The sequence below is a fragment of the Bradyrhizobium sp. UFLA05-108 genome, assembly GCF_059803455.1.
Genome location: NZ_JBANAZ010000087.1, coordinates 1 through 23,751 on the forward strand (window position 1 = coordinate 1; position 23,751 = coordinate 23,751).

Sequence of the window (23,751 nt, forward strand, 5' to 3'; positions counted from 1 at the left end):
CGCTGCGTGTGCGGGTTGAGCTTGCGCGCAGCCATGTCTTCAATCATACGCTGACGCAGCGGACTGACGGTGTTAGTGTCGCTCATGGAGAGCTCCTTCCTGATTGAGGCTGAGAACACCTCGATTCTCAGGACAGGGGCTCTCCACTGCTACCACTATTATACACTCTCAACCGGCTACCGGCCTCTCGGCTCTTGCCCCCGCGCAGCGGGCTGGAGCGCAGCGACTTCGTGCCTTGGCCCTTCGCGACAGTTTGCGCGGCGCAAGGACATGTCCGAAGTTGGGGGTAGACCGGAAGTCTTCGGCTGAGGGCCAAACCGGCGCTTTTGACTCAACCGTATTGTCCGGCCGTGCGTTGCAAGCTTAATCTGCAGAGTGGCGGTGACTGGTCTTGCGCTTCTGTATCCGGCCCTTGCGTGGAGCAGATCGCTCCTGGCCATCATGGATATCGGTCGTGTCCCCAGCGATGGTGTAGCTCGGTAGAGCAAAGCCGCCCGTACGCGCGCCCCCAATAGCGCCGTAGCGGGCGGGCGGCTTTGCGGTGGTCACCGGCGGTTCGCCGGTAGGGTCGGGTTGCGACACACCAACCTGATTCGAGGACCCACCGATGACCGATGAAATGATGAACCTTCGCACGCTTGTGGAGAAGACCCCTGATGCGGATTCGCTGCGCGAGATGATCGGCTTTGCCGCCCAGCGGCTGATGGAGCCTGAAGTCGAAGGCCAGACTGGAGCAGCCTACGGCGAGAAGAATCCGGAGCGCTTGGCTCAGCGCAACGGCTATCGGGAGCGGATCTGGGAGACCCGCGCCGGCGCGGTCGAGCTTCGCATCCCAAAATTGCGCAAGGGCTCCTACTTCCCGGGCTTCCTGGAGCCGCGTCGCATGGCCGAGAAGGCCCTTACGGCCGTGGTGCAGGAAGCCTATGTGCAGGGCGTCTCGACCCGCTCGGTGGACGATCTGGTGCAGGCCATGGGGATGACCGGTATCTCCAAGAGCCAGGTGAGCCGGCTGTGCGCCGAGATCGACGACAAGGTGAAGGCGTTCCTCACCCGTCCGATCGAGGGCGACTGGCCGTATCTGTGGATCGATGCCACCTACGTGAAGGTGCGCCAGAACGGGCGCATCGTGTCGGTCGCGGTGATCGTCGCGGTCGGCGTCAACAGCGACGGCCGGCGCGAAGTGCTCGGCATGGACATCGGGCCCTCCGAAGCCGAGACGTTCTGGACGGCCTTCCTGCGCAAGCTCGCCCGCCGTGGCCTGCGCGGCGTCAAGCTTGTCGTCTCGGATGCCCACGAGGGCATCAAGGCCACCGTCGCCAAGGTGCTCAACGCCACTTGGCAGCGTTGCCGTGTCCACTTCATGCGCAACGCACTGGCGCATGCCGGCAAGAGCGGGCGGCGCGTCGTCTCGGCCTTCATCGCCACCGCCTTTGCCCAGGACGATGCCGAGGCTGCCAAGACGCAGTGGCGCAAGGTTGCCGACCAGCTCCGCCCCAAGCTGCCCAAGCTTGCTGGCTTCCTCGACGACGCCGAGACCGATGTGCTGGCCTACATGACGTTCCCGCCGCAGCATCGAACCAAGCTGCACTCGACCAACCCGATCGAGCGCCTCAACGGCGAGATCAAACGGCGGACCGAGGTCGTCGGCATCTTCCCCAACGAAGATGCCATCGTGCGATTGATCGGCGCGATCCTGCTTGAGCAAAACGATGAATGGGCCGTCCAGCGCGCCCGTTACATGACACTGGAAACCATCGCGCCTTTGAGCGATGATCCAACCGTCAGCCTCCCGGCTATCGCCAGCTGACCAACCCGGCTCCTTCCGATGAATGCGGTGAAACTCCTGCTACACCATGCCCGGGGACACGATCTTCGAGAATCAGGATGGTCTCGTCGAGATCGTAGTACCAGTTGAATTTGCCTTCGGTGCACGACCAGATCAGGATGCGGGCTGTGTTGCACGTACTGATCGATAGTAGGCAGAGTGAGCTTCTGGATTTCCTTCAACGATCCATGACGGCTCGATGGGCGAAGGCTGGAGATCCAGGTTGCAATGGGCGGCTTCAATAAGCGCGAGCGGCATATCATCTCACCTCGAACTTGAAATTATCCCGGTCTCAATTGCCGATTTTTCCCAACGGCGGAGCCGCGTAAACGTTCCTGTCCTAATTCCTCCTCGCGTCGCGCCAAAAGAAAAGGCCCCAGGTCCCTTTTGGGAGCCGGGACCGAAGGGTAGCGGGCAATAGGAGGCGAAGCCGATTGCCCGCCTCAATCCAGCATGTTCCGGGTTAACAAACCGCAGCTGTCCGAATTTCAAATTGCGAGTTTGCCACGCCCTCCAGCCCGCCAAACTGAGGCATTAGCGGGCAACAAAAAGCCCGCCTAGAAAAGGCGGGCCGGTGATCAGCGCAGGCGCGAGATCATGCTGATATCGACGGCGTGGGATTTGGCGATCTCGGCCAGCGTTTCGCCGCAGCCCGGCGCTTCAGCGCTTCCTTGAGCAGTTGCCAATTTGGTTTTCGGGGTGCCAATCCGCCGGAGGCCGCTATTCGCAGATCTCGGGACGACGACCGCTCCAGACATTTCGATTTAATCGTCGGGAAGATCCTCCCCCGGCCTCTTGACCCCGTCGTCCTAACGGCGTGGGCTGTCCTGCTGGTGGGCTTCGCCTGTGCCATCGCGAGCCTCCTGGTCCGCTGACCGACGACGAGCATGGAACGGCAGCCGGCCCGCCGCATTCAGTGGGAATGACGAGACTTTATTTCGGCCTGGCCGCTCTGGCCGGCATCTGCTTCTTTTCGAACTATGGTTGGCTCGGCACTAGCAGTTAGCTGCCACCGATCGGTTCGAGCGCTCCGGGATCTCCCGCACCAACGTAGCGCTCGCGCTGTCCCGGCTCGGCTGGAATCGGCTGACAGACCTCGCCGATGAGCTGGACGGGGGGTCTCGTCGAAGCAGACCAGCGGCCGGACGGGATCCGGCGCCTCGGCGTAGAGGTCGAGCACGTCCTCCATGCGGGCGACGTATTCGCGATCGACATGGGGGATGCACCACATGTCCCTGCGCCATGGCTTGAGGTCGTTCTCGGCCAACCGGCGACGCACGGTCTCGCCCGACAGGCTGCCATGATCGGTGAGCTTGACCATCGTGTCAGCCAGCACCGTCAGCGTCCAGCGTTTGCGGCCGGCGGGCGGCTTGCCGCATGCCGTCGCCACCAGCAGGGCCTCCTCCTTGCCGGTCAGCTTGCGCTCTGCGCCCGGACGCGGTTCCTCGCTCAAGGCCCGCTCCAGATTGCCTTCCACGAAGCGGCGCTTGGTCCGATAAACGGTGGAGAGGCTGACACTCATGGTCTCTCCTCGTCGCGGCAGCCTCCATCGGCCGCCAGCAAAATCTGCGCCCGCTTGAGCTTGCGGGCGGCGCGCTTGCCGCCGCCGAGCATCGCCGTCAGTTCGTCCCGCTCGATTTGGCTCAATTCGACCCGATAACGTACATTCATGCTTCGCCTCTTGTCGGAGGCCGGGACGAATCGATCCATGAGTCAAAAATCAGGCGCGCGCTTAACCGAGAAACAGGGACACTACCTCGCTTTCATCCATACCTATTCGTACATGTTCGGACAGCCGGCCGCCTTCATTCGCCGTCAGCCCGGCGTTCCCCGAAGCATCGAGATTCTTCTGCCACCCGAAAACTTGCCCATCCTCGAATGGCTCGGTATCAAAACGTCAAAATCACTGTGATGAACCACTAGTGTCGGCCAGCGCGTGCAAGACTGCCAAGACCGTCCTCTGGTCCTGCACCGAAGGCAAATTCAATTGGTATTACGATCTCGACGAGACCATCGTGATCCTCGAAGGATCGATCGTGCTTGAGAGCGAAGGCATGCCGCCGAAGCGCTACGGCGTTGGTGACGTGAATTTTTTTCGCAGAGGTGCGCACGCCAAATGGCACGTCGAGGCTATGTGAGGAAGCTCGCCTTCCTGCGCTTGAACAATCGGTTCCCGTTCGGCATTGCGATCCGCGCCGTCAACAAGCTCAGGTCTTTAATCGCGAGGAAGGCACCAACGATAATCGCGGCTAGCATCTTCGTTGCGGAATAAGGTCGCATTTCTTTCACGCCGGTCTAAAACGCGTTGCGACATTACGCGTTCGGATCTCCGCGAGCGCGACGTGCCTTGTCAAGTTCGAGAAGTCGATGGTGAGCGCGGTTTCGCGATAGCCTAGCGACATCAGCGCATTGTGGGCATCGACGCGCGAGATCGCGCCAGCGACGTAATTCTCAAAGGTCGTTCGATAGTAAGCTGCGCCATTGAGCGAGATACTGGGGTCGAGCCGACCGCCTTGTCCGACGCAATGCGTTGGAAGTGAAGCACACCACCCATCCAGCCTACCGGCGGGTGCAGGATGCGTTCACCTACTTGCGTAATCACTAGCGCGAAATTGCCACGTCCGCGCTCACGTCTGCTTGGCCGACTCATGCAGCGCACCGGTAACGGTAGGGACGCGCGTTTCCTCGCGCGTCCCAGCACAGATATTTATATGCGGACGCGAGAACCGCGAGGTTAGCGGACCGGCAGCATCAAATGCTCGTACTGCGTGCCAGGCCACATCACATAGGGACTCGTTGGGTCTGCCTTCGCCTCCCGTGGATAACCATCCAACATCTTAGCGCCAGAGCCGACGATCATCACGTGGGCGCCGGTTTTGATCCAATTGTTGCCGGGAGCTTCTTTTGTTGCATACGGGTCGGTGTTGCTTGCACCGCCGTCCCCTCGGAGCATGTACATGAAGCCTACCTTATTCGCTGGTGGCTCCTTGTGCTCCATCCAGGCTGTCGCCCATTCCATCGCGTTTTTATCGCCGCACATCGGGTCCGGGTTGGCCGGATCGGCGTGACCTGGCATGCACGTCCATTGTCCCGTTCCTTGGCGCAATGTGCGCAATTTGCCATCGTGGTCCATAGCGACGATCGTGGCGTCCTTGGCGATGGCTTCGGGGGCGGCTGACAGTGATAGTTTAATCAGCTCTTCGTCGCTCATCTTGTGGCCGGTTGAGTCTTGAGCGAAGCCGTAGCTGGGGCCAAGTGCGAGCGCAAGTAAAGTTGCATAAGCGAGCGGTTTCATTGCGATACCCTCCCGTGATTTTCGATGGCAGTCGCGGCCGAAAGGCAGGCCATCTGCACTGAGGTGCTTGCACGGAGCTATCCTAGCCCGTTTTGGTCTCGTGAAAAGCGCCAGTTGGCCACTGCAGAGCGGGCGCCAATATTGCGCCGCGATGCAGACGGGCTGATCTCCGTCATCGGGTGGTCGACCCAGGAATGGATCGACCATCATTTTGTTGCCGGTCATCTCGTCCCAAGTGAAACCGCTGCGCTCGATGATCTGGCCCGCCAAGCCCGGTCCTCCGCGTCCGTCAGCTTGGTGACGGTCTTTGCGGAGACGACCGTTGCCACCGCCGCGTTGTTCTGAGCCTCAGTGTTGGCTGCCAGCGCCAGGGCCGAAATCGCTAGCGCCGCCTCAGCGGTCAAAGCCTTGATTTTCATGTGTGCTCCAATGTCTGAGCGCGACGCAGGGGCGGCTGCTCTCGACGCTGTTGGCGGCAATCGCCGAGTTTGAGCGCGATCTGATCAGAGAACGCACTGGCGAGGGCCGAAGCGTGCCCAGGCCAAGGGCGTCAAGTTTGGTCGCGGATCGGCCGGGGCTTCCGCACTGGTAACCGAGAGGCCGCTCAGCGGCCGGTGGTCAGCCGCGGCGGGATCTGGGACATCATCCAGAGCTCGATCGCAGCAAGCACAGCCACCAGGATGCCGACCACGACGTGGATCGCCATCGCCGTCTTGGCAGCCTCGAACCCGAGAACCCAAGGCGCAATAAGCGTCCACAGGCCGACGATCAGGTTAAGCCACTCCTCCCACACCGCGAAGGCTGCGAGGGCCGCAATGGCCAGGATCGCAATCACGATGCCCGCGGCGTACGCATTCTGGGAGGCTGCGCCGGCATCGAAACCGAATATCCAGGGCGAAACGAACAGGAATGCGCCAAGAATTAGGTTTGCGACGTCGCACAGTTTTGCGTTCGTCCAGTTCTCCATCCAGTTTCCCATGACACCCTCCATTGGAAGGTTACACAGCTAATCAACCGTAAGATCGCCGCGCCGGTTCCGCGGCCCGCGGCATAATGGCAAAGGACAATCTCCGCGGCTGTGGTGTAACGGCCTCCGCCGATCGCCATCGCAGCTACGCCGCGCGCGCCGTCCCGTGCCGTGGCCGTGCTCGGCCGCTGTCGTGGGCCAGCCGGCCGCCGTCGCCTACATCAGGGTCAGCACGTAGAAGCAGGGTCGGTCTGGTTTGGGTTTGGAAGCGCAGCAGAGCGCGCTCGCCCGCTTTCCGCCCACGCTCTTCCGCGCGTCATATTTTTTCGACGATTTTCGGCCGAGCTTGAGCGCGGCTGGTGACCATCGTGTAGCCGTCTTCCTCGAACCCGACGACGCAGTCTGTTCATCGCGCCGCGCGCGAGGACGAGGCAGCGTTGGCCATTACGGCCATGCCGATCCCATCGATACATGTACATCTGGCTTCCCAAGAGGCCTCATTCCCCGGTTCAATAGGACGCATAGCCCCCTCGAAAAATCTTTCTCTTCCGCACTCGTCGCCCCGCCCAGGGTGCACCGCCAGTTAGCGCACCAGCAGGGCCGCGATGGCGCCGGCGAAGCCGAGTACCAAGAAGCTGGCAGCCGCGAGGGTGACTAAGTCAATAGATATGTTGTGGTGGTGAAAGTGAAGGCGCATGGCAGCCTCCTGCGCATTAGTACGCGCCTCAAATCAATTCGTCATTGCCAAAACAGTTCCCTACGGGCTGTAACAACGCGTGGACCCGGCTTGACTGTTAAGCCGCCATGAAGTCCGCGATCGCTTACATCCGCGTTTCGACGCAGAAGCAGGGCAAGTCCGGACTTGGCCTGGAGGCGCAACAGGCCCTGATCCAGCGCTTCCCTGATCAGGAGGGCCCCAGATCGTACAGACCTTCACCGAGGTGCAGAGCGGCAAGGATGATGACCAGAAGCGGCCCCAGCTCCATGCTGCTCTGGAGGCCGCGCGCAAGGCTAAGGCTCCCGTGATCGTCGCGAAGCTCGATCGTCTCTGCCGCGATGTGCACTTCATCAGCGGCCTGATGAAGCACAAGGTGGCCTTCATCGTCGCCGACCTCGGTGCTGATACCGACCCGTTCATGCTGCACCGCGGCGCTCGTGGAGAAGGAGCGCCGCATGATCAGCCAACGGACCAAGGACGCATTGGCCGCCGCAAAGGCGAACGGCAAGCAGCTCGGCGGACTCCGCGACTATGGACGCGAGGCCAAGCAGGCCGCGGTCGAGCGCGCGAAGGTGCTGGCGCCGCTATTCGAGCAGCTAGAGGGAAGGTCGGCCCGCGAGATTGCGCGCATCCTGAACGACCGCAATGTCGCCACGCCTACCGGCAAACCGTGGTCCGCCATGACGGTTATCCGAGCCCGCGATCGCCTCGCGGCAGCCGCCCAGCCAAGTGCGGCCGTATGTCCCCAGCTGTCTCGGAGGGGCTTTAGGTGCAAAACCAATGGCCTCCGCGACTCTCGGCCTCTTGCGCAAGCTTGAGCCAGTCGGCGGCCAAGTGTAGCCGCTCCTCCCTATCAAGCGGGCTGATGGCTTTCTCCGCACGTACGCGGCAATCCCCAGCTTCCTTGCGGAACCGTTGTGCATCGGTCTCAGTCATTGCTGGGATAATACACCTGCGAAATTGTTGACAACCGATGTTTCGACGTGCGCGACTCACCATCCCGTGCGCTTTATACCGCGCAGCCAAAGCCCCGGGCCTGCTCCCTGTCCCGGGACTCTTTGGATTAAGCTACTGAGAGTCGCGCGCCGAGCATCAGCGCCGCGCGGCGGGCGAGACGCTGGCCGAGATCGCCAAGAGCTACGCGGTCGCCGTCAGCATGATCTCGCGCCTGGCTGAATACGGAGGCCCGACCCATGACCGATTTGGTGCAACGATTGCAATCCGAGCGATCCCCGCTCTGCCTCGAGGCAGCACGCGAGATCGAGCGCACGGCCGCGATGTTGCGCGAGGCAAAAGCCGAGATCATTCGTCTGCGCGATGCCAAGAGGCGCGCTATGCAGGTCGCCGACGAGCGCGCGAAAGAGGTGGTCGACCTGCGCATGCAGCTCGCCAAGAGTTTTGGGGTCGACGTATCGATGATTTCGCGGCTGAGCCGAAAATCTACGGATCGTTAAACGGCGAAACGCGCGCGTGAGCCAATCCCGAGGCCGCAGCGCGCAAGCTGGTTGAGATCGCCGCCAGCACCGAGCCCTTGCAGGACGGTCGGATTCATATCGAGAAGATCAACGCGCCGTTTCTCTACACTCTGAAGGCCAGCTGGTCGGAGTTTGGCGCCGGGATCAAGCACGCCATCGAGCGCGGGTGGCTCGAACTGCACGAGTCCGGCACCTATGTCGGGCTCTTGAAGACGGGGGCAGCCAACTGAAGGCGGCTTCATCGAACTTGGTTCTCTAACCAGCAATCTTGATAGACGCGGCAATAGGGCGTCGAGCCTATTGTTTGCGCGAATTGCACAACATTTCCGCGGGCCACCCGTACGATGAAGGCGTTTTGATCACGCGGGTCCTTGGTGCGACACCTGGAACATCCCAGCCTCGGACCATCCATCCGCGGGCCCCTACTACGATAGGAAGCAGGGGCTTTGGCGTTTGTCGGACATTTTCCATGCCTCTGTATTCATTCAAGCTCACCAATACCCACCTTGTCTCGGATTTCGGAGTGCATGACCTTCCAGGCGAAGTGGAGGCGCGGATAGAAGCTATCAGGCTTGCTCAGTCGCTGCGCGAAACTCGCCCCGAGTTGATCGGCCGTCACTCTTCGGTCTCTGTGATTGATGATGATGGCACAGCTGTTTGCACCATCCCGTTGGATGTTATCTCGTAAACGGGCTGATTAAGCCCGTCAGCGCGAACCGGCGGGCCTCGTGTTCATGGCTGCGGTGTAGTGTCGCTGCCTATTCCAAAGTAAGAAAGCGAACAGATTGGGCGATCGATTCAATCTAGTCGCCCCATGGCGAAATCAGCCCCGCCAAGGACCTCCAACGGCCCCGGCACGCAACCCCCATGAAGCCCCACGGCCGGGGCCGAATTTACCCGGCCTAGCTGCCGTATGCGTAACGATGTCCTTGCGAAGGTGGTCGGAACGGCCTTTCTCCTGGGTATCCTCCTCATTTGGCGGACCGAGGCTGTTCACTCACCTCCATGTAAGGGGAATTGCCCAACGGAATTCTCTGCTAGCCTCAAAAAGACTTCAGCGGCGTTGCAGAGAATCGGGTGCCATCTCTGTGTTGACGTGACGATGGCCCCAGCTTTCCCCTGAGCTGGGGCCTCTTCATTGATCCCGGAACGAATCTGTCCTGGGTGAATTACTGTTTTGCTCTTTAGGGAAGACACAATCGCCAGACGGCCTCAGCATTCAATCCGGGATGCTGGGGCCGTTTCATTTTCGACGCGCCAAGGTCCTTGTCGCGCGCCATGGAAAACTGCCCCCTCAGTTCCGGATGGCGTTTGACATCCCAAAGCGAACAGAACGGATTGCAGAGTTCTACGCTACGGGCGCAGCCGGCGGCTTGGCAGGTCATCGGGCCGCGCATGCTCGCCGGCTGAAGCAGTAGTCGCTCGTGAAGAATTCGGAAGCGATTGATCTGTCGCTGTGATTTTGACGTGAGTAAGTATTCGATTGTGCAAGAAAGCCGTGGGTAGGTGTTGGTTTTCTTGCGTTTTTGGATTCCGGATTTGGCGACTTCGTGATTCCTTTGACGGCGAGATTCGCTGTTGGGGAGAACCCATGAGCCATCCGCGCGACGATCGTCAGGACGATCTGTTTCGTCCATCTCTGGAGAAGATCATCAACCTTCGCCATCCGTTGGTGCGTCTGGCGGCGGAGATCGATTGGGACTTCCTGGCGGGACGCTTCAGTTCGGTCTGTCGCCTCGGACCGGGACAGCCACCGTTGCCGACACGATTGGTAGCCGGACTGTTCATCCTCAAGCACATGCACAATCTCTCTGACGAGGCGCTGTGCGACAGGTGGGTCGAGAACCCGTATTTTCAGTATTTCTGCGGCGAGGTGGTGTTCCGGCACGACCTGCCGTTCGATCGCTCGTCGCTGACCCGCTGGCGCCAGCGGCTGGGTGAGGAGCAGATCGCCGCGCTATTGCAAGAAAGCCTCTCGGTGGCGCATCGAACTGGGGCGATCGAGACCAAAGATCTCGAGCGGGTCGTTGTGGACACCACCGTCCAGGAGAAGGCGATCGCGCATCCGAACGATGCGCGGCTTATGCACCGGGCGATCGAGAAGCTGGTCGATTTGGCCAAACGCGAGAGCGTCGAACTGCGCCAGAGCTATCTGCGCGTGGCCAAGCGCGCCGCCATCATGGTGGGGCGGTACATGCATGCCCACCAGTTCAAGCGTGCCCGACGAGAGCTCAAATTCCTGCGTACCCGGCTTGGCCGCATCATCCGTGACATCAGACGCAAGATTGAGGGCGACGCTGCGCTTGAGGATCGCTTTGGTCCGCTGCTCGATCTCGCCCACCGGGTTCGCCATCAAGAGCAGCGTCAGCGCGGTCCCAAGGTCTACTCGTTGCACGCCCCCGAGGTGGAGTGCATCGGCAAAGGCAAGGCCCGGGCACCTTACGAGTTTGGTTGCAAAGTCTCGATTGCCACGCCTGCCACCGCGCCCAAAGGCGGGCAGTTTGTGCTGCATGCCAAGGCCCTGCACGGCAATCCCTATGACGGCCACACGCTCGGTCCCGTCATCGCCGACCTCGAAAAGCTCACAGGTGTTGCAGCGCGCCGCATCCACGGCGACAAGGGCTACCGCGGCCACAACTATCCCGACCGGTTCAAGGTCTGGATCAGCGGCCAGGTTCGTCGTGTCACCAAAGCGATCCGTCGCGAGATGCGGCGTCGCGCCGCCGTCGAGCCTGTGATCGGCCATCTCAAGGACGACCACCGGATGCGCCGTAACCATCTCAAGGGCCGCGACGGCGACCGCATCAACGCCGTGCTCGCCGCCGCCGGCTACAACTTCAGCCTGCTCCGACGCTGGCTCGCGGAACTTTTACGCGGCCTGTTAGGGATACTCTGTCGCCGCCTATCGCAACCACACCTTGCGTAAAAACGGTGCTCAGAAACGTTCTTCACAAACGACGCAGTAACCGGATTTTAACCAAGTTCGATATCAAATGACGCATCACGGAATTCGCACGCCGTGATGCTTCGACCTCACATCGCCCGCTGCCGTCCCCAACGTCGGCGGGCTTTTCTATGGGCGGCGGGGGCGTCGGTCCCTCAGGATCGATCCAGCCTCCCTTTTTTAGCTGATGATCTCCTTGGCCTTGATGCGGCGCAAGCCTCGATGCAGTCAGCTACCAAATGCAAGAACTCTTGCCGCTTTATGCTTTTCACCTGACGACCCTCCATATTGACGAGAATGAATCTCGCCATCTCGTAGGCGACTTCGAACTGCGATTTGCCTGTAATCTCGACATCGATTTTTTTCAGCCATCTCGCTCACCGCTCGGCAGCAAATGCCCGAAGTTGTCGCAAGTTAGTTGAGGGAAAGCCCGCTCGAGGCCGGAGGAGCGGGCCTTCAGCCCAATAAGGCCGCATCCTTCCCGGCGCCCCGTCTCGAAGGGAACCCTGGGCCCGATTTGCGACGAAAGTCTATACCGACGGCAGATCTTGCGGGTTATCTCAAACGGGTTACGATGCAACTTACTGTAGAAGTTTTATTAGGAGCTACCCATTGCCAACAGCCATTGAATCGATCGTTTCCGCCTATGTACGTTTGAAGAACCGGCAAGCCCTGGAGAATATGCGAGAACTTCGCCGTCAGTTGCTGGGAACGCTACAGCCCGCATCCAGCATCAACCCGGCTCAGTCTAGAGATTCTATCCTTGAAGACCTTCGAGTAATCGAGGAGGGACTGGAGCAGCTCCGGCCGCCACGGTACGCCTGAGGCAGTGATCAAGTGGCCCGCCGATTCACGCTGGCGGGCCTTCGACTGGGTGAGGCTCGCTGTCCTGTTCTGAACCAAAACTCTGGGAACGACGTTAAGAATTATCACCGCGCGGCTCTGGCATTTATCGGTGATGAGAGCGCCTATCTGCGCTCCCGCCTCCTCGAACGGAATGGAGAAGCGCAAATGAAGCGTCTCCGTTTCACTCACGAACGCCTCGTCACCGAGGCAAAACAGCTTCGCGAGAAGGCGAAGTTGCTTCCTCCTGGTGTCGATCGGGAGGCTCTGCTTCGCAAAGCCAGGTTAGACGAAATGGTCGCTCATATCGACAAGTGGCTTACTTCGCGAGGTCTAAGACCGCCGACATGAAACCGGGAATGCGCACGGGTGTTGAGCCTTATGGATGACAAAGAGCTGGAAGCCCGTAGTGAACAAGCCCTCGTCGTGGTGAGCCTCAGTACGGCAACGCTGATTGCGTGCTTCACCCTTCTGCTTTCTCAACTGTAAGGCCGCCTCAGTTGCCGGCCTCTCCGTTGATTACCGAGCTATAAAGCGAAGATCATTTTGTCTCCGCCCCTACTGACGGATCGCACATCGAACCGGACAGGCTTCTTCCAGATCGCAATCCTTTTGGCTTCCTCGATCGCATCACCCTCGTTGAGCGCCCTGATCGGCAAGGAATCGCACGCGAGCCCACCCGGTTTCGTCACGTCGGGAAAATAACAATCCATCATGAAATGAGACATGGGCAAGCTCGCTAACCGCGCTCGCTGATCATTCGCATGATCGCACGATTTGGCGGACAGAAGATGGTGCGGGAACTTTCGGCAATCGCAGGGGCGGCTGCAGGCCGCGCGGAAGAGGCCGCGGAGATCTCGAGGTGCCGGTCGAAGCGGTCCGGAAACACGATTAGGGACCCGACGACATCAAGTTGAAGCCGGCGAATGATTGCCTCCATCTGAAGGGACGGAGACAATTTATGACCCGCTATTGGAACGCCTTCGCTATCGCCTTCACCGCCGCGCTGCTCATGGCCGGGCTAGCGTTTGTCCCGCACCCGGTTAGCTCGGATCTCGGCGCCGGTTGGAATTGCAGGCAGAACATCCTCATGACGAGCTGTCGACTGGTTCAGCAGTGACGATCAGCAGGGTCGGAGACGCTGCGGCGAATTTCATTGCTTCAGCTTCTCGGTCTCGGCTCGCGCGAGGCTCCTCGCCTTTGCCAGCGACTCTTCCCTGCTCAATAACTCAGGCCGCTCCTAATTCGTCGCCGCCGGGAAAAGATGGTATGTCGGCCTGATGAAAGAGTACCGAGTATTCGTCCTCACATTCGAGGGCAACATCATCCAGACCATCGCTCTGTTCTGTGCCACCGAGGACGACGCAAAGTGTCGGGCGCAGCAGCTGGTTGATAATCATCCCGTAGAGTTTTGGGAGGGGCTGCGCCGAATAGCTCGGTTCAATCCGAAGCACTGAGTGACGCGCAGGGCTTCGGTCCCGCCTCAGGCCTCACGCCCCCATCGCGGGATGGCTGGGCGATGCCGGCACCTTCTCCTCAAACTGGGTCGCTGCGGCCCGGTGCTTAAAGTGGTCGAGGACGAACAAACGTAGCGCGGACGACAAATTGCCGTGCAGCCGGTTGCGGTCGATCTCACCAACCAGCTCCGAGAGCGTCATGTTGCGCAGGCTCGAAATCTCCTTCAACCCGCTCCAGAAGGCCTCTTCCAGGCTGACACTGGTCTTGTGGCTGTCGACAACGATGGATCGCTTCATGACGGGGAATTTCATGGTTATTCCTCGCGCTCGATGGCCAGCCGAACAAGGTCCGATCCTGCAAACGAGAACGGCCCCGGCGCGCGAGGCTGGCTGGAGGCGAGCCGGAGCCGTCCACCTACGCTCCGCCAAACGCGTGAGCGTCTTATCGTAAATTGGAAATTCGCTCTTATACTATTTCGGATAGTGATCTTTTGAGGAGATCATTGACACAGAGTAAAGGGCCGCTGCTTTGGAGCGGCGGCCCTTTCACCGGGTTGCAATAGGAACTCCGATACTGCAATCGCTTAGCCAGCCCGTTCCTGCGCCGGGTTCGACCTGCCTCAGGACACGCCGCCCCCTCAGTGCTACGATGCAGCCGCACCACGTCATCGCGTCGGCGGGCAGAAGCACTGGATCAAAGTGAAGAACCGCAGCCATCCTGCGGTGGAGCGCGAGCTACTGATCTGCCGCCTCGGGCCTGAGGCCTTCTCGCAATAAAAGCGGCCTCAGCCTCGCCCCGCTCGAACGGCGCAACGCCCCGGTAAGGCCGGTCACGATGCTCGGAGCCCCATGCGGCACGCGGCTCGGAATAGATTGGGCCCGATCGTTGACCGCATTCCACGGCCTGACCCACGGCGGTAGGTGGACCCAAGGGGAGTAGAAGAAAAATAGCGAGCCTGAACCCTTCACGCCGATATCACTTGCTACTTCTTCCTCGTTTCGGGGCTTGAACTGCATGACGGCGGCCGCGTAATTCGCCCCGCCACGGCCGCACGCCGCGCTCCAGGTCTGCGACGATGCGATCGGTGATGCGTGTGTAAGCCGCGCGACACGGCCTCTGACCAGAGCAGCACGACGTTGATGCCCTGGTAGGGCATCCCGTTGTGGCGCTGCGCCGATCGCGATAGGTCGCGCCTTTCTTGCGCATGGCCTGCATGCGGCCGATAGCGGGGATGCGGTCGCGCTCGTTGGGGCGGGCGCCACCTTTTTTTTGGGCGCCGGAAAAAACGGGGCGCACCCCTCTGCGTGAGATGGGTAAAAAACGAGCATGCCCGATCGCGACCTAATCCGGGCGCGCTACGGTCTTGTGCGGCCCGAACGCGGTAGCGGGCCCAAAGGGAGGTACAGGAAAATAAGAGTCTTGCGCTGCGCTTCGAGGCTCAAGCGGCTCTTGCCGTGGCGATCGGTTGTTACGCGATATTAGGCAGACGCCTTCTGCCGCGCCTCAATGGCCCGAAACCCTGCCCTGCACAACTGCGCAATGGCCGCCTCGATCGCCCGGTCGTCGTTGCGCTGATCTTCCGTGAGTAGCCCGAGCGCCACCCACGCGGCGATTGTCTGCTCGGCATTTGCAATTTCAATGCTGAGCAGCTTAGTGCCCGCGCGTTGACGTCTGCGATGGCGACGCGAATATCGGCGAGCCTTCGCGCGCTTGCGAAGCAGCCGCTCAACCCGCTCTGAGAGCCTGCGCGCCATGTTAATATCAGTGCCGCGCGCGAGCGTGACGCCGCCAAGACTGATCCGCGATATCAGCCTGCTGTGGCGCCGTCAGGCATGGCCATTGCTTGGGTGGCCGCAGCGACAGATGCCGGGTAATTTCTTTCAAATGATCGGACACGGCTGTATAGCCGAGCGACCGCAGCACCTGCTCAACATCACAAACGTCATCGCGATAAGACCTCGCGACCTTGATCAGCGCGTCGATTACCTCGACCTCATCTCACCCCTCACGCCGCGCAACTTCGATGCAGTAGCCGAAAACTTCAGCGCGTGTCCGCAACGGCGAGAGATCGTAGCGGCCCTCACGCGGCGGCGCATCGCTTCGGCAACCCGGCGGCGGATTTCGGCAATCTGCTCATCACTCAGGATCGGCATCATCGATCACCTCAGCCTCGATCACCTTGGCGATGCGGCGGCGCGATGGCGGCTCGTTGCCCAAGAGATCAAGCGCCTGCCGGAACGTCGTCACAAATTGCACGGCATCAACGCCAACGCTCAGATCGACGTGTTTCGGCAGTAGAGATGCCACGATCCGGACGAAGCCTGTCGGGTCCTCCACTGCACAAGCCTCCACGGCACGAGCACCGTGCTTCTCCCACGTCGCGCGCAGGTCTTCGAGGAAAGATTCCGACATCCTGTTGCGCGAACCTCGCGCCCGACCCGTGGGATTACCGGATTGCCTCGGCAGCCACGGCAGCGCCCGATGCGCCATGAACTTCTTTTTGCGCTCCCCACAAAATCCGCCATCCCGATTCCCGTCGAGGAGGATTGAACAGATTCTCAATACTACCATGATTTGCTGGAGTTGAGCGTCAGGCATGATGGCTTCTATGGTGCAGGTACACTGGCAAGGTGGGAAGATCGATACGCGAATGGGGATGGCCATCCTGGCGGCGGATGACGGCATGGTGCTCGCCGGTTCGGGCGGCTTGCGGCGGGCAAACTGCTCGGCGGCGCCGAGGTGCCTGTCATCGTCGCGCGCGGTGGAGCAAAAACCTGAAGCGCGCCTATGTCATCCCGACAATCGGTCCACTCATGGATGCGAGGGATCGGGGCGACGAGATGCTGAGGCTCGAATTGAAACGACCTGCTGACCGGCGGTTTCGAGCTGGCGCTGACCGAATTCACCGAAGTCGAGCTTTCTAAGCTATCGGTCGGGGAAGCGATGGCGGAATCGCCTGGGTTCTTTCTCTATGGCGAGCGGTGGGAGATCGTCGAGCGCGCCATCGCTGGGGCTACTAAGCCGCGCATCCAGACAATCCCAATCGATCGCCGCAAAGCAATGCACTCGCCGCGATCTGAGCCGAATATCTAGCGCGACCCTGATTCGGGCTACGCAACGGCCGCTGTGCAAATAATCGCGAGCGCAGCGAAATTAACGACGGCCACGTTCCGCCGCACGCATTGCAACAAGAAAGCCTACGCGCTTCTCGCCGGTGCGGTGAGCGCAAGCGCCGCCACGGCATCCGCTATTTCAGGCGTATTTGCATAGGTAGCCATGTGACCGGCATCCTCGACCAGATGTAGCAGAGAGCGGGGCAACGCCTCGTGCAGGCGGCGCGACTGGTCGGCCTCGATGAGCCGATCACCCTTTCCATGCACGATCCTGACGGGACACCGGATGCCCCGGTATTGAAGCTGCAACTGCGAGGCAGCTGGAATAAGGAATGCACTCTCCTCAGCGGCCGCCCTCAACTGCTTGGGCCGGAGAGACAACGAGATCGGAAATTCGTCTTTGAACTCCGGCGGAATGGCACGCGGTGCGAAAAGCAAGCTCGTCAGTTTCGGCATAATGGCCCACGATAGCATGGGCGAGATAGTGTAGCACATCAGATCGCCAAGCACCGGCAGCGCCGGAGCGGACATGAGCCAAAAATCCATCCGAGAAGTTGGAAAATAGTACCCAGACACAAGCACTATCCCATTAACGGAATAGTCACTTCGAAGTGCCAGCGCGATTGCCACCAGCGTACCCCAGGAATGGCCGAGCAGTACAGGATTGCGGACCCCAAGCTGGCTAAGAGCTTTCGCGAATAAGGCAGCTTGCGTTGTCGGCGTCCAGATCCGCGCGCGGGGACGGTGGCTGTAGCCAAACCCGGGCCGGTCGAAGCAAACGACGCGATAGTTGTGGGCCAGGCGGTCGACCAAACCGCTTAGGACGAGGTCTTGAATCATGGTGCCATTCCCGTGGAACAGGACCACGCAAGGCGCGGCGGCATCGCCCCGTTCGATATAGTGAAGGCGCACTCCGTCGCACTCGATGAAGACGCCGATCGGCGGATTCTTTTGCTCCGCTGCCACCTGAAATACGATGTTGCCCAGTATCAGGACGATAAGTCCGACCAAGATGACCAGCAGGACGGCTTCAGTTAAGGACATCGGGCGATCCTTCGCGCTGACGGCGTTCTTCTCCGCAGACCAACTGCAACCTGATGGCTTCGTCCCGCTCCACGACTAACGGCCAGTGCACATGTCTCCAATACCAAGCGGTTGCTTGAAGGGACCTTTGCTTGTGTACTCACACGATACCTAAATAGCGCAGCGCAAGGGAAATTCATTGGGCTCGCAATCGCATTGGAGGGAAGGGGCACTACGCACCATTCAAAATTGCACTTCGTGCGGAGTGTGTTTGAAATACCTTGGTGTATGCTTTTTAACCGTGAGCCGAGGACCAAAACGACAGAGGCCGCCTCAATTGACGGCCTCTGCTCGAGCAGGTTCGAAGCGATCGGAGCCGCGGGCCGCATCGCGACTAGGCTGCGCGCTGAATTTCCGTGATACGCTTTCCCGCATCCTCGGCGATTTTGAGAGACATGTCGGCCAACCGGCGGCTGTTCTCAAGGGTTTTGCTCACGGTCTCCCGAGCAAGCTCGCTCTGAAGCGCCACAAAATCGTGTGGTGTGCGGCAGCGCCACAGCTCGTTCATGCGATCCATGTTGCTCTCCATTTGCTGCCGCACGAACTCGAAATACTCGCGGGAAATCTCATTGACTCCCTTGCTCACGGCCGTCGCAGAATTCAACACCACCTGCGTATTGCGGACTGACTTTTCAGTCGCCTTCAATGCTTCGTCGCCTGTCAATCCGAAAGTACGGCCAAACTGGTCGCTCGAGCGGCCGATCATCGAGGTCGCTGCCTCCATACCGAAACGCCACGTGTTCTGCAGCATCTCGGCATTTTGCTGTAACAGGTGGGCGCTGACTTGGCTCACATCTTCGCCGGCCTTAGCCGCCGCGAGCCCAATTCGTTTCGTGTGCTCAGCTGCTTGCTCGCCGGTTTGCCGAACTGTTTCCTCTCTTTGGTTGAACTTATTCTCCTGCCTTGGATCGGCCATTTTGTGCTCCATTTTGCTGATGAGTTCTGATTGTCCTGTATTCTTTGTCACAGGTGCGCACCTCAACGTGCCTCGCATCAGGGGCGTTCCGGCTCCTATCCCAATTTAATCCATGGCTGGACGAATTTCGAATGAGCTTGGCGGTCTGCTCTGATGATTCAAAGATCCCCGTCGGCAACGTGTCACTGGTCCTAAGGTTGCTCTACAACTCGCAACGCCACCCTCCGCCTAGGCGAGCCTGATCCCTCAACCGGTTGGATTCGAAGAGAGGGGGCAACTTGAACCGCTGGGCGTTTTCAATGACTGGCAGAGGAACGACTCTCGACAGAGCCAGTCATCTCCATGCTCTCGGTGAAAGCCCCCATAGAAACCAGCCGAGAGAAAACCTTCCTACAAGGTTGGCGGCCTCGGCATCCCTCTCGCTGGGGTCGCTTGTCGGAGAGGCAGCGCGATTGGATGTTAAACGATGCACTTCTGGACGAGTTAAGGCAGCTGGAGCGCGAGGTAGTGGATGGTGAGCGGCGCCTTGCGGAACAGGAGGCATTGGTCATTAGTTTGAAACGGCAAAAACAAGACACCAGCAACGCTCAAGCCGAACTGGAGGGATTGCGTGAGAACCAGCGCCGCCTTCAGCAAGATCGGCATCGCATCTTGTCGCTGCTGCAACCGTAAGTCCATGATCGTTGGGCTTCCGTATGTCCAAAAGTGAACATAACTCATCCGCATTCCCCGGCATGCTCGAGGTCATGCTCACGCAAGCGCGCCCGAGCGAAGCAGTCAGACCGCAGCCTCCTTTCTGCGACGACTGCCGCATGCCAGCTGCGTTCAGGACCGAGGTTCAGGCGCGGGCCGGCCAGTCTGCCCGCGTGTACCAGTGCGCAAACTGTGCGAAGGTCATCTGGGACGACTAGGGCCGCCCTCAGCTGGTTTTAGCCGCCTCCGAGCCGTACATAAATCTGCCGCCGCAGTTCAGTCCGGCGCTTCGCGTCCCTGGGCAGTCAACTCATATCGATCGCCATTCTTCCTCAGCCAGCCGCCCTCGACCATGCGAAGTACAAAGATTTCCTGCAGACTGGATGAAAGGCGCCCGGGTGATAGATCTGGTTGTTTCACTCGACCAGATAGCCGTAGAGCCGAACCTGCCGCAGAGTCCTACGCACCCCTGGTGAAAGAACCAACATGCGAATCGTTCAAGCGTCGGCTTGAAAGAGTGTTCCTAAGAATGGCGAGGCACTCCGGGGATGCTTATTGCCGCACGCATTCACCGCTCCCGTTCCAAAACGAATGGCTGCGGTTCTTGACCTTCACCCAGTATTTCTGTCGGGCGCCCGGTGAGGCCGGTCGCCTTGCAGTGGTGACGGAGATAGGCGCGAAACAGGAGAGAAGCATGACCAAGCCACAGGCACACGTGACACCGTCGTTCAGGCCGGAGCTGGATGATACGCAACTACAGAAAGTCGTCGGGGGCATCGACCGTACGCCCATCGCGGCCGGTGCCGAGAAGCAGACACCCATCGCACAAGGTCCCCTAGTGTGGCTGCCGATTGTGCCGGGGTGGAAAAACTGACGCCCCCAAGCTGTTGGCGCACAGTCAAACGGCCCCGCTGAGGGCCGCCAACCCGAACGATGCGGGTTTCCTCCAGCAGCACCTTTCGGCTGGGGCGCCTAAAGCAGACCAAGTCTTGGTTCCTACCTCTTGCTCGTCCTGACACATGACCGAAGGCGGACGGCCGCATTTGCAAAAGTTAATGCTCCAATACCCGTAGCCCGGGCAGGATCGGCTCTGCCGGAATGATCCCGGCAGAAGTGACTCCACGGTCTCGGCCTTCATCCCCATGGTCGAGACCGTATTTTGTGCCGAGGCTTCGGCTGTCGCCCCTCAGCAGCTCCCTGAAATAAAGTCAGCAAGGAGCGGGGGGGAATCAGTTAGCAGTCCCTGCCTTCAAGAGCCGCACATAGGTGCGAAAATTTCGTGCTGAGCACTTGTCCAATGGAAGTCCGCGTTGCCGTCGGGTTGACCATCGACGAGGCATAGGTGATAGGCGCGTTCGCGAATTGGGTGGATGTGGATGCCACGCAGCTCTTTGATCATCATTGAACGGTGATCTGGCTCACAGACGCGGCGTAGGCCTTGCACTGAGAGTGGCCGAACCAGCAAGGATGGGCCTCATGCTGGTTTGGATGGAGAGGGACATGGTCAAAGCGGAAATAATTAAATCCAATCCGACCACGAAGGAAATCTGCGAAGCAGAACTTGAGAGAGCAACGGGCGGTTCAAACTCAAGCGGGACTGGCACGGGCAGAGCCAGTTTCAACCCGTTCTCCATAACACGCAAGATCGACAAGTCATCGCCCGTCTTCTTCGGGCCATAGGCGTCCGATGAGCTGGCCGTCTTTGCGGACCGCGTAGTCGGAGCTAACAGTTAGCACCTGTAAACATGCCAACGCCTGTTAACAGGCGGCCCAGTCAGCGGGCGTTAACAACTAACACGAGTTTATACCCGTCTGATCAGCTCGCGGCGAACGTAGACGGGGCTATCTTAGGCCGTGGCGCAAGCGCCTACCCGCGTCCTATCTTTTACCTATTTAAATGTCGTGATACGATACTTCGAGTAGCCTCTGATGATGCAAGGCAAGCGCAAGCGCAGGCGCAACAGACTCAAGCAGACCAGATCACTGTACGAGCGCCTTATGGAACTAGCCCAAAAGGCTCGCAGTCGCGCGCTTGAGCTTCCGCCTTGCGCGGAACGGGAGAAATTGCTTCGGCAGGCGCGACAAGCCGATAGGGCCGCCGAGATAGACCAAATGCTTAGCTTAGGCTCGCCGAAATGAGGCAACGGCTGGATCAGTCGCCCGCGTCGGCAGGCGCGGCGTACGGCAGCCCCTCCGCAAGTAGCTAAACGCTGTATCTCGGCAGGTAAGTGCGTCTTTAGCTCGGCATCAGCTGCTTTCTCCCATGCGGTGCGCGCGGCTGCGCCGTCCTGCCCAAGCGCCGTACTCGCGGTTTCAGCGAACACGCCTTTGATGGGTAGTCTCGACTTGCTGCGCCTGATTGCGATGAACGTGCCACCGTTGGTGGACACTAAGAACGCATCGCGCACGTTGAGACTCGCCGAACCGCCGCCTGTCAGCCGATACGTGCTTCCCGTCATGCCGCCTTCTCACTGATGACCAGCATCCGGTAGCCATCGTGTTTAACTTCGTGGAACCACTCCGGCACCTGCCTGCCCGCGGTCGCGAGACAGAGTTCGTATGCCATACGCATGAAGCGAAGATAATATTTGCAGAACCAAAAGGGCCCCAGCCGTCGCCAATAGTTGCGGCCTTTTTTACGGAAAACTCGGCACCGGGCTCGGTTCAAAAGTGGACATAACCAGATTTCGGGCCGGTCTAGGCTACCTCAGCTTGGTCTACCCAAAACTGCCAAGCAACTCCACGGCCCCAGCGAGGTGTGCTGGAGCCGTTTCAAGACGATGGTGCTTCGGTCTATGTTGAATGATTTTGGATGAGCTGAGGCAGCTGGAATGCGACGTTGTTCAAGCTGAGCGGTGGCTGGCGCGGTGCTCACCGGGATCAGTGCCGGGATAGAAGCCGCAGAACCACCCCCACTGCGGGGCAGAATTCGGGACACCGGCGCGGCGGCCGATGACTCCGACACGGACGTCGCCGCTGTAGATCAGCCACGTCTCGTGGTGTGGATCGTCCTTGCTGCGGCGGCGGGTGAGAGGGGGCATGCGACGATCAAAGCGGTGCACGACCTCGCTGGCAAATTATCAATCCTCGTGGATCAGATGGTCGCGAGACCACAGTCAGTCGTAGCTGCGAGAAGATCTGCACTTCTGAAACCAGCGCCGCTTTGGCCATCACGGCAGTTCCTCGATCCAAGCGAGGAGACCGAACGCCGCGACAAACCGATCGAACCAACATGTGTTAAGGGTCAAATTCCTTGATCGCGATCAAACATGCGTCGCGCTACTTGCGCCAGTTGTCGGGCATGAAAGAGCCCGATGAGAAACCATATCAGGTTGAAGAGCAGGAAAGGAACATCGAGTCGTCGCGATCAGCGGAGATGCGCCAAGTCATTGAGGACTACATAAGCGATCTCCGACAGATCATCCGGAAGCTCCGCAACACACTGAACTGACGGTGTGGAGTCTGCTAGCGCCGACGATGCGCCGTCGTCGGCATTGTCCCTTGGTACAATGACCCTGGGGACAATCGTCATCTAGGCTCCCATCATTGGATAACCTCTTGGCGTGGAACCGATTTCTACTTTCCGCGCACAACTGAGGGGGATTCATGTTTGTGCGCATCACGAAGGATCAGACGCCGCGTCCCAGTTCACTCCAAGACCTCGGCATGACAAGCGGTACGAACCCGCAAGTCAGCCTAATTGAATTTACCTACAAGAAGGGGACCGAGATCTACGGCGAGAAAGAACCGGCCGAGTACGTCTACCACGTTAAAAAGGGTGCCGTGCGAACCTACAAACTTCTCTCTGATGGTCGTCGCCAGATCGGCGCATTTCATCTTGTCGGAGACATCTTCGGTCTGGAAAATGGCGGCGCACACCGCTTCACGGCGGAAGCGATCATCGAGACCACGGTTCGACTGATGAAGCGCCAAAGTCTCGAAACGGTGGCCGAGAGCGATGCGGTCGTGACCCATAATCTGCTCCGTATGACCACAAAAAGCCTTGAGCACGCTGAGGATCATATGCTTCTTCTGGGCCGCAAAGATGCAATCGAAAGAGTTGCGGCGTTTCTCCTCGAAATGGACAAGCGACTGAGTGGCGCTGCCAACATAACACTCCCGATGCCACGGCGGGATATTGCCGACTACCTCGGCCTGACCCTCGAAACTGTATCTCGCGCATTGTCACGATTGCATCGAGTGGGAGCCCTCGACTTCGTTGGCAACACGCAACGCGAGGTCAGGCTCCTCGACCGCAAGCGCCTCCTTGGCTTCGACTTGCAGAGTTAGCCGGTCCAAGCCTGCGCCTTGCAGTCGAGCGCCTTACTTAGGGCTCGATGCTGGCCACGACCCCGACGAGTGTTCCCGCGGCGGCCTCGGGGCTGGCGAAGGGGCGTTCGGCGGCGATTTCATGCAGCGGT

At 59.8% G+C, this 23,751-nt stretch carries 25 protein-coding genes and 3 pseudogenes; 16 read left to right on the top strand and 12 right to left on the bottom strand.

All coding sequences use genetic code 11. The annotated features are described in order from the left end of the window. Positions 1–607 precede the first annotated feature (607 nt). Positions 608–1,807, top strand: coding sequence for an IS256 family transposase (locus SO140_RS39745; RefSeq protein WP_474803084.1), 1,200 nt, complete (start codon positions 608–610; stop codon positions 1,805–1,807). Here the strand turns inward: SO140_RS39745 and SO140_RS39750 are convergent. Further along, a complete protein-coding gene (locus SO140_RS39750) occupies positions 1,794–1,970 on the bottom strand; it encodes a cupin domain-containing protein (protein ID WP_498541898.1) in 177 nt (58 codons plus the stop codon). The genes SO140_RS39745 and SO140_RS39750 overlap by 14 nt on opposite strands. A 905-nt stretch (positions 1,971–2,875) precedes the next feature. Continuing rightward, positions 2,876–3,496, bottom strand: a pseudogene (locus SO140_RS39755) (IS630 family transposase); the annotation flags it as partial. A gap of 37 nt (positions 3,497–3,533) precedes the next feature. On the opposite strand from SO140_RS39755, the gene SO140_RS39760 reads away from it, so the two are divergent. Beyond that, a complete protein-coding gene (locus SO140_RS39760) occupies positions 3,534–3,737 on the top strand; it encodes a hypothetical protein (RefSeq protein ID WP_474803081.1) in 204 nt (67 codons plus the stop codon). 7 nt (positions 3,738–3,744) lie between these two features. Then, a pseudogene (locus SO140_RS39765) lies at positions 3,745–4,097 on the top strand (cupin domain-containing protein); the annotation flags it as partial. A gap of 462 nt (positions 4,098–4,559) precedes the next feature. On the opposite strand, the gene SO140_RS39770 reads toward SO140_RS39765, so the two are convergent. After that, positions 4,560–5,390, bottom strand: coding sequence for a hypothetical protein (locus SO140_RS39770; protein ID WP_498543899.1), 831 nt, complete (start codon positions 5,388–5,390; stop codon positions 4,560–4,562). Positions 5,391–5,541: 151 nt separating this feature from the next. On the opposite strand from SO140_RS39770, the gene SO140_RS39775 reads away from it, so the two are divergent. Then, the gene (locus SO140_RS39775; protein ID WP_498541894.1) at positions 5,542–5,712 is read left to right on the top strand and encodes a recombinase family protein; all 171 of its coding nucleotides are present in this window, start codon (positions 5,542–5,544) and stop codon (positions 5,710–5,712) included. Between the two features lie 12 nt (positions 5,713–5,724). Here SO140_RS39775 and SO140_RS39780 read toward each other — a convergent pair whose 3' ends face one another. Beyond that, positions 5,725–6,087: an SPW repeat protein gene (locus SO140_RS39780; protein ID WP_474803099.1), complete on the bottom strand. Its 363-nt coding sequence runs from the start codon at positions 6,085–6,087 to the stop codon at positions 5,725–5,727. A gap of 941 nt (positions 6,088–7,028) precedes the next feature. Between SO140_RS39780 and SO140_RS39785 the strand changes: the two are divergent. The 6 genes and pseudogenes from SO140_RS39785 to SO140_RS39810 form a co-directional block, all read left to right on the top strand. Beyond that, positions 7,029–7,157, top strand: a pseudogene (locus SO140_RS39785) (recombinase family protein); the annotation flags it as partial. Between the two features lie 103 nt (positions 7,158–7,260). Further along, positions 7,261–7,623 (top strand): recombinase family protein, encoded by a 363-nt coding sequence (locus SO140_RS39790; protein WP_474803072.1) that lies wholly within the window; start codon positions 7,261–7,263, stop codon positions 7,621–7,623. Positions 7,624–7,998: 375 nt separating this feature from the next. After that, positions 7,999–8,259 (top strand): hypothetical protein, encoded by a 261-nt coding sequence (locus tag SO140_RS39795; RefSeq protein WP_474803069.1) that lies wholly within the window; start codon positions 7,999–8,001, stop codon positions 8,257–8,259. A gap of 47 nt (positions 8,260–8,306) precedes the next feature. After that, positions 8,307–8,510 carry a hypothetical protein gene (locus SO140_RS39800; protein ID WP_474803096.1) on the top strand — a complete coding sequence of 68 codons (204 nt, stop codon included), beginning with the start codon at positions 8,307–8,309 and terminating at the stop codon, positions 8,508–8,510. A 239-nt stretch (positions 8,511–8,749) separates the two neighbouring features. Further along, on the top strand, positions 8,750–8,968 hold the full coding sequence (locus SO140_RS39805; RefSeq protein ID WP_474803066.1) for a DUF6894 family protein: 219 nt from the start codon (positions 8,750–8,752) through the stop codon (positions 8,966–8,968). A gap of 903 nt (positions 8,969–9,871) precedes the next feature. Continuing rightward, positions 9,872–11,206: an IS5 family transposase gene (locus SO140_RS39810; protein ID WP_498543900.1), complete on the top strand. Its 1,335-nt coding sequence runs from the start codon at positions 9,872–9,874 to the stop codon at positions 11,204–11,206. Between the two features lie 1,388 nt (positions 11,207–12,594). Here SO140_RS39810 and SO140_RS39815 read toward each other — a convergent pair. Further along, on the bottom strand, positions 12,595–12,795 hold the full coding sequence (locus tag SO140_RS39815) for a hypothetical protein (RefSeq protein ID WP_474803063.1): 201 nt from the start codon (positions 12,793–12,795) through the stop codon (positions 12,595–12,597). A 233-nt stretch (positions 12,796–13,028) separates the two neighbouring features. Between SO140_RS39815 and SO140_RS39820 the strand changes: the two genes are divergently transcribed. After that, complete coding sequence (locus SO140_RS39820) at positions 13,029–13,187, top strand: hypothetical protein (RefSeq protein WP_474803060.1); 159 nt, start codon at positions 13,029–13,031, stop codon at positions 13,185–13,187. Positions 13,188–13,557: 370 nt separating this feature from the next. Here the strand turns inward: SO140_RS39820 and SO140_RS39825 are convergent, their stop codons facing one another. The 5 genes from SO140_RS39825 to SO140_RS39845 form a co-directional block, all read right to left on the bottom strand. Beyond that, on the bottom strand, positions 13,558–13,836 hold the full coding sequence (locus SO140_RS39825) for a ribbon-helix-helix domain-containing protein (RefSeq protein WP_474803054.1): 279 nt from the start codon (positions 13,834–13,836) through the stop codon (positions 13,558–13,560). Between the two features lie 1,167 nt (positions 13,837–15,003). Continuing rightward, positions 15,004–15,279 carry a hypothetical protein gene (locus tag SO140_RS39830; protein ID WP_474803051.1) on the bottom strand — a complete coding sequence of 92 codons (276 nt, stop codon included), beginning with the start codon at positions 15,277–15,279 and terminating at the stop codon, positions 15,004–15,006. A gap of 382 nt (positions 15,280–15,661) precedes the next feature. Further along, positions 15,662–16,123 (bottom strand): hypothetical protein, encoded by a 462-nt coding sequence (locus tag SO140_RS39835; RefSeq protein ID WP_474803048.1) that lies wholly within the window; start codon positions 16,121–16,123, stop codon positions 15,662–15,664. Between the two features lie 599 nt (positions 16,124–16,722). Beyond that, positions 16,723–17,682: an alpha/beta fold hydrolase gene (locus tag SO140_RS39840; RefSeq protein WP_498543901.1), complete on the bottom strand. Its 960-nt coding sequence runs from the start codon at positions 17,680–17,682 to the stop codon at positions 16,723–16,725. A 373-nt stretch (positions 17,683–18,055) separates the two neighbouring features. Then, positions 18,056–18,688: a phasin family protein gene (locus SO140_RS39845; RefSeq protein ID WP_498542147.1), complete on the bottom strand. Its 633-nt coding sequence runs from the start codon at positions 18,686–18,688 to the stop codon at positions 18,056–18,058. A 405-nt stretch (positions 18,689–19,093) separates the two neighbouring features. Here SO140_RS39845 and SO140_RS39850 point away from each other — a divergent pair, with 405 nt between their 5' ends. After that, entirely contained in the window at positions 19,094–19,309 is a 216-nt protein-coding gene (locus SO140_RS39850; RefSeq protein WP_449384471.1) for a hypothetical protein, read from the top strand. A gap of 715 nt (positions 19,310–20,024) precedes the next feature. After that, the gene (locus SO140_RS39855) at positions 20,025–20,204 is read left to right on the top strand and encodes a hypothetical protein (protein ID WP_474803039.1); all 180 of its coding nucleotides are present in this window, start codon (positions 20,025–20,027) and stop codon (positions 20,202–20,204) included. A gap of 375 nt (positions 20,205–20,579) precedes the next feature. Here the strand turns inward: SO140_RS39855 and SO140_RS39860 are convergent, their stop codons facing one another. Beyond that, positions 20,580–20,732: a DUF2934 domain-containing protein gene (locus SO140_RS39860; RefSeq protein ID WP_498541771.1), complete on the bottom strand. Its 153-nt coding sequence runs from the start codon at positions 20,730–20,732 to the stop codon at positions 20,580–20,582. A 98-nt stretch (positions 20,733–20,830) separates the two neighbouring features. On the opposite strand from SO140_RS39860, the gene SO140_RS39865 reads away from it, so the two are divergent. Further along, positions 20,831–21,010 carry a type VI secretion system tube protein Hcp gene (locus SO140_RS39865; RefSeq protein WP_498543902.1) on the top strand — a complete coding sequence of 60 codons (180 nt, stop codon included), beginning with the start codon at positions 20,831–20,833 and terminating at the stop codon, positions 21,008–21,010. Between the two features lie 1,163 nt (positions 21,011–22,173). Here the strand turns inward: SO140_RS39865 and SO140_RS39870 are convergent. Then, positions 22,174–22,371: a hypothetical protein gene (locus SO140_RS39870; protein ID WP_474803033.1), complete on the bottom strand. Its 198-nt coding sequence runs from the start codon at positions 22,369–22,371 to the stop codon at positions 22,174–22,176. Positions 22,372–22,583: 212 nt separating this feature from the next. On the opposite strand from SO140_RS39870, the gene SO140_RS39875 reads away from it, so the two are divergent. Together SO140_RS39875 and SO140_RS39880 are read left to right on the top strand one after the other, a co-directional pair. Next, positions 22,584–22,781 (top strand): hypothetical protein, encoded by a 198-nt coding sequence (locus tag SO140_RS39875; RefSeq protein WP_498541772.1) that lies wholly within the window; start codon positions 22,584–22,586, stop codon positions 22,779–22,781. Between the two features lie 155 nt (positions 22,782–22,936). Then, positions 22,937–23,620 carry a helix-turn-helix domain-containing protein gene (locus SO140_RS39880; protein ID WP_474803027.1) on the top strand — a complete coding sequence of 228 codons (684 nt, stop codon included), beginning with the start codon at positions 22,937–22,939 and terminating at the stop codon, positions 23,618–23,620. Positions 23,621–23,751: the final 131 nt, after the last annotated feature.

Coding starts and splice junctions, on each gene's coding strand:
- SO140_RS39795 (WP_474803069.1), top strand. CDS start 7,999: ATGACCGATTTGGTGCAACGATTGCAATCCGAGCGATCCCCGCTCTGC.
- SO140_RS39805 (WP_474803066.1), top strand. CDS start 8,750: ATGCCTCTGTATTCATTCAAGCTCACCAATACCCACCTTGTCTCGGAT.
- SO140_RS39745 (WP_474803084.1), top strand. CDS start 608: ATGACCGATGAAATGATGAACCTTCGCACGCTTGTGGAGAAGACCCCT.
- SO140_RS39850 (WP_449384471.1), top strand. CDS start 19,094: ATGTTAAACGATGCACTTCTGGACGAGTTAAGGCAGCTGGAGCGCGAG.
- SO140_RS39825 (WP_474803054.1), bottom strand. CDS start 13,836: ATGAAATTCCCCGTCATGAAGCGATCCATCGTTGTCGACAGCCACAAG.
- SO140_RS39820 (WP_474803060.1), top strand. CDS start 13,029: ATGACCCGCTATTGGAACGCCTTCGCTATCGCCTTCACCGCCGCGCTG.
- SO140_RS39855 (WP_474803039.1), top strand. CDS start 20,025: ATGACCAAGCCACAGGCACACGTGACACCGTCGTTCAGGCCGGAGCTG.
- SO140_RS39880 (WP_474803027.1), top strand. CDS start 22,937: ATGTTTGTGCGCATCACGAAGGATCAGACGCCGCGTCCCAGTTCACTC.
- SO140_RS39810 (WP_498543900.1), top strand. CDS start 9,872: ATGAGCCATCCGCGCGACGATCGTCAGGACGATCTGTTTCGTCCATCT.
- SO140_RS39835 (WP_474803048.1), bottom strand. CDS start 16,123: ATGCCTGACGCTCAACTCCAGCAAATCATGGTAGTATTGAGAATCTGT.
- SO140_RS39780 (WP_474803099.1), bottom strand. CDS start 6,087: ATGGAGAACTGGACGAACGCAAAACTGTGCGACGTCGCAAACCTAATT.
- SO140_RS39860 (WP_498541771.1), bottom strand. CDS start 20,732: ATGATGATCAAAGAGCTGCGTGGCATCCACATCCACCCAATTCGCGAA.
- SO140_RS39870 (WP_474803033.1), bottom strand. CDS start 22,371: ATGCCCCCTCTCACCCGCCGCCGCAGCAAGGACGATCCACACCACGAG.
- SO140_RS39840 (WP_498543901.1), bottom strand. CDS start 17,682: ATGTCCTTAACTGAAGCCGTCCTGCTGGTCATCTTGGTCGGACTTATC.
- SO140_RS39760 (WP_474803081.1), top strand. CDS start 3,534: ATGAGTCAAAAATCAGGCGCGCGCTTAACCGAGAAACAGGGACACTAC.
- SO140_RS39865 (WP_498543902.1), top strand. CDS start 20,831: ATGGTCAAAGCGGAAATAATTAAATCCAATCCGACCACGAAGGAAATC.
- SO140_RS39815 (WP_474803063.1), bottom strand. CDS start 12,795: ATGTCTCATTTCATGATGGATTGTTATTTTCCCGACGTGACGAAACCG.
- SO140_RS39830 (WP_474803051.1), bottom strand. CDS start 15,279: ATGGCGCGCAGGCTCTCAGAGCGGGTTGAGCGGCTGCTTCGCAAGCGC.
- SO140_RS39790 (WP_474803072.1), top strand. CDS start 7,261: ATGATCAGCCAACGGACCAAGGACGCATTGGCCGCCGCAAAGGCGAAC.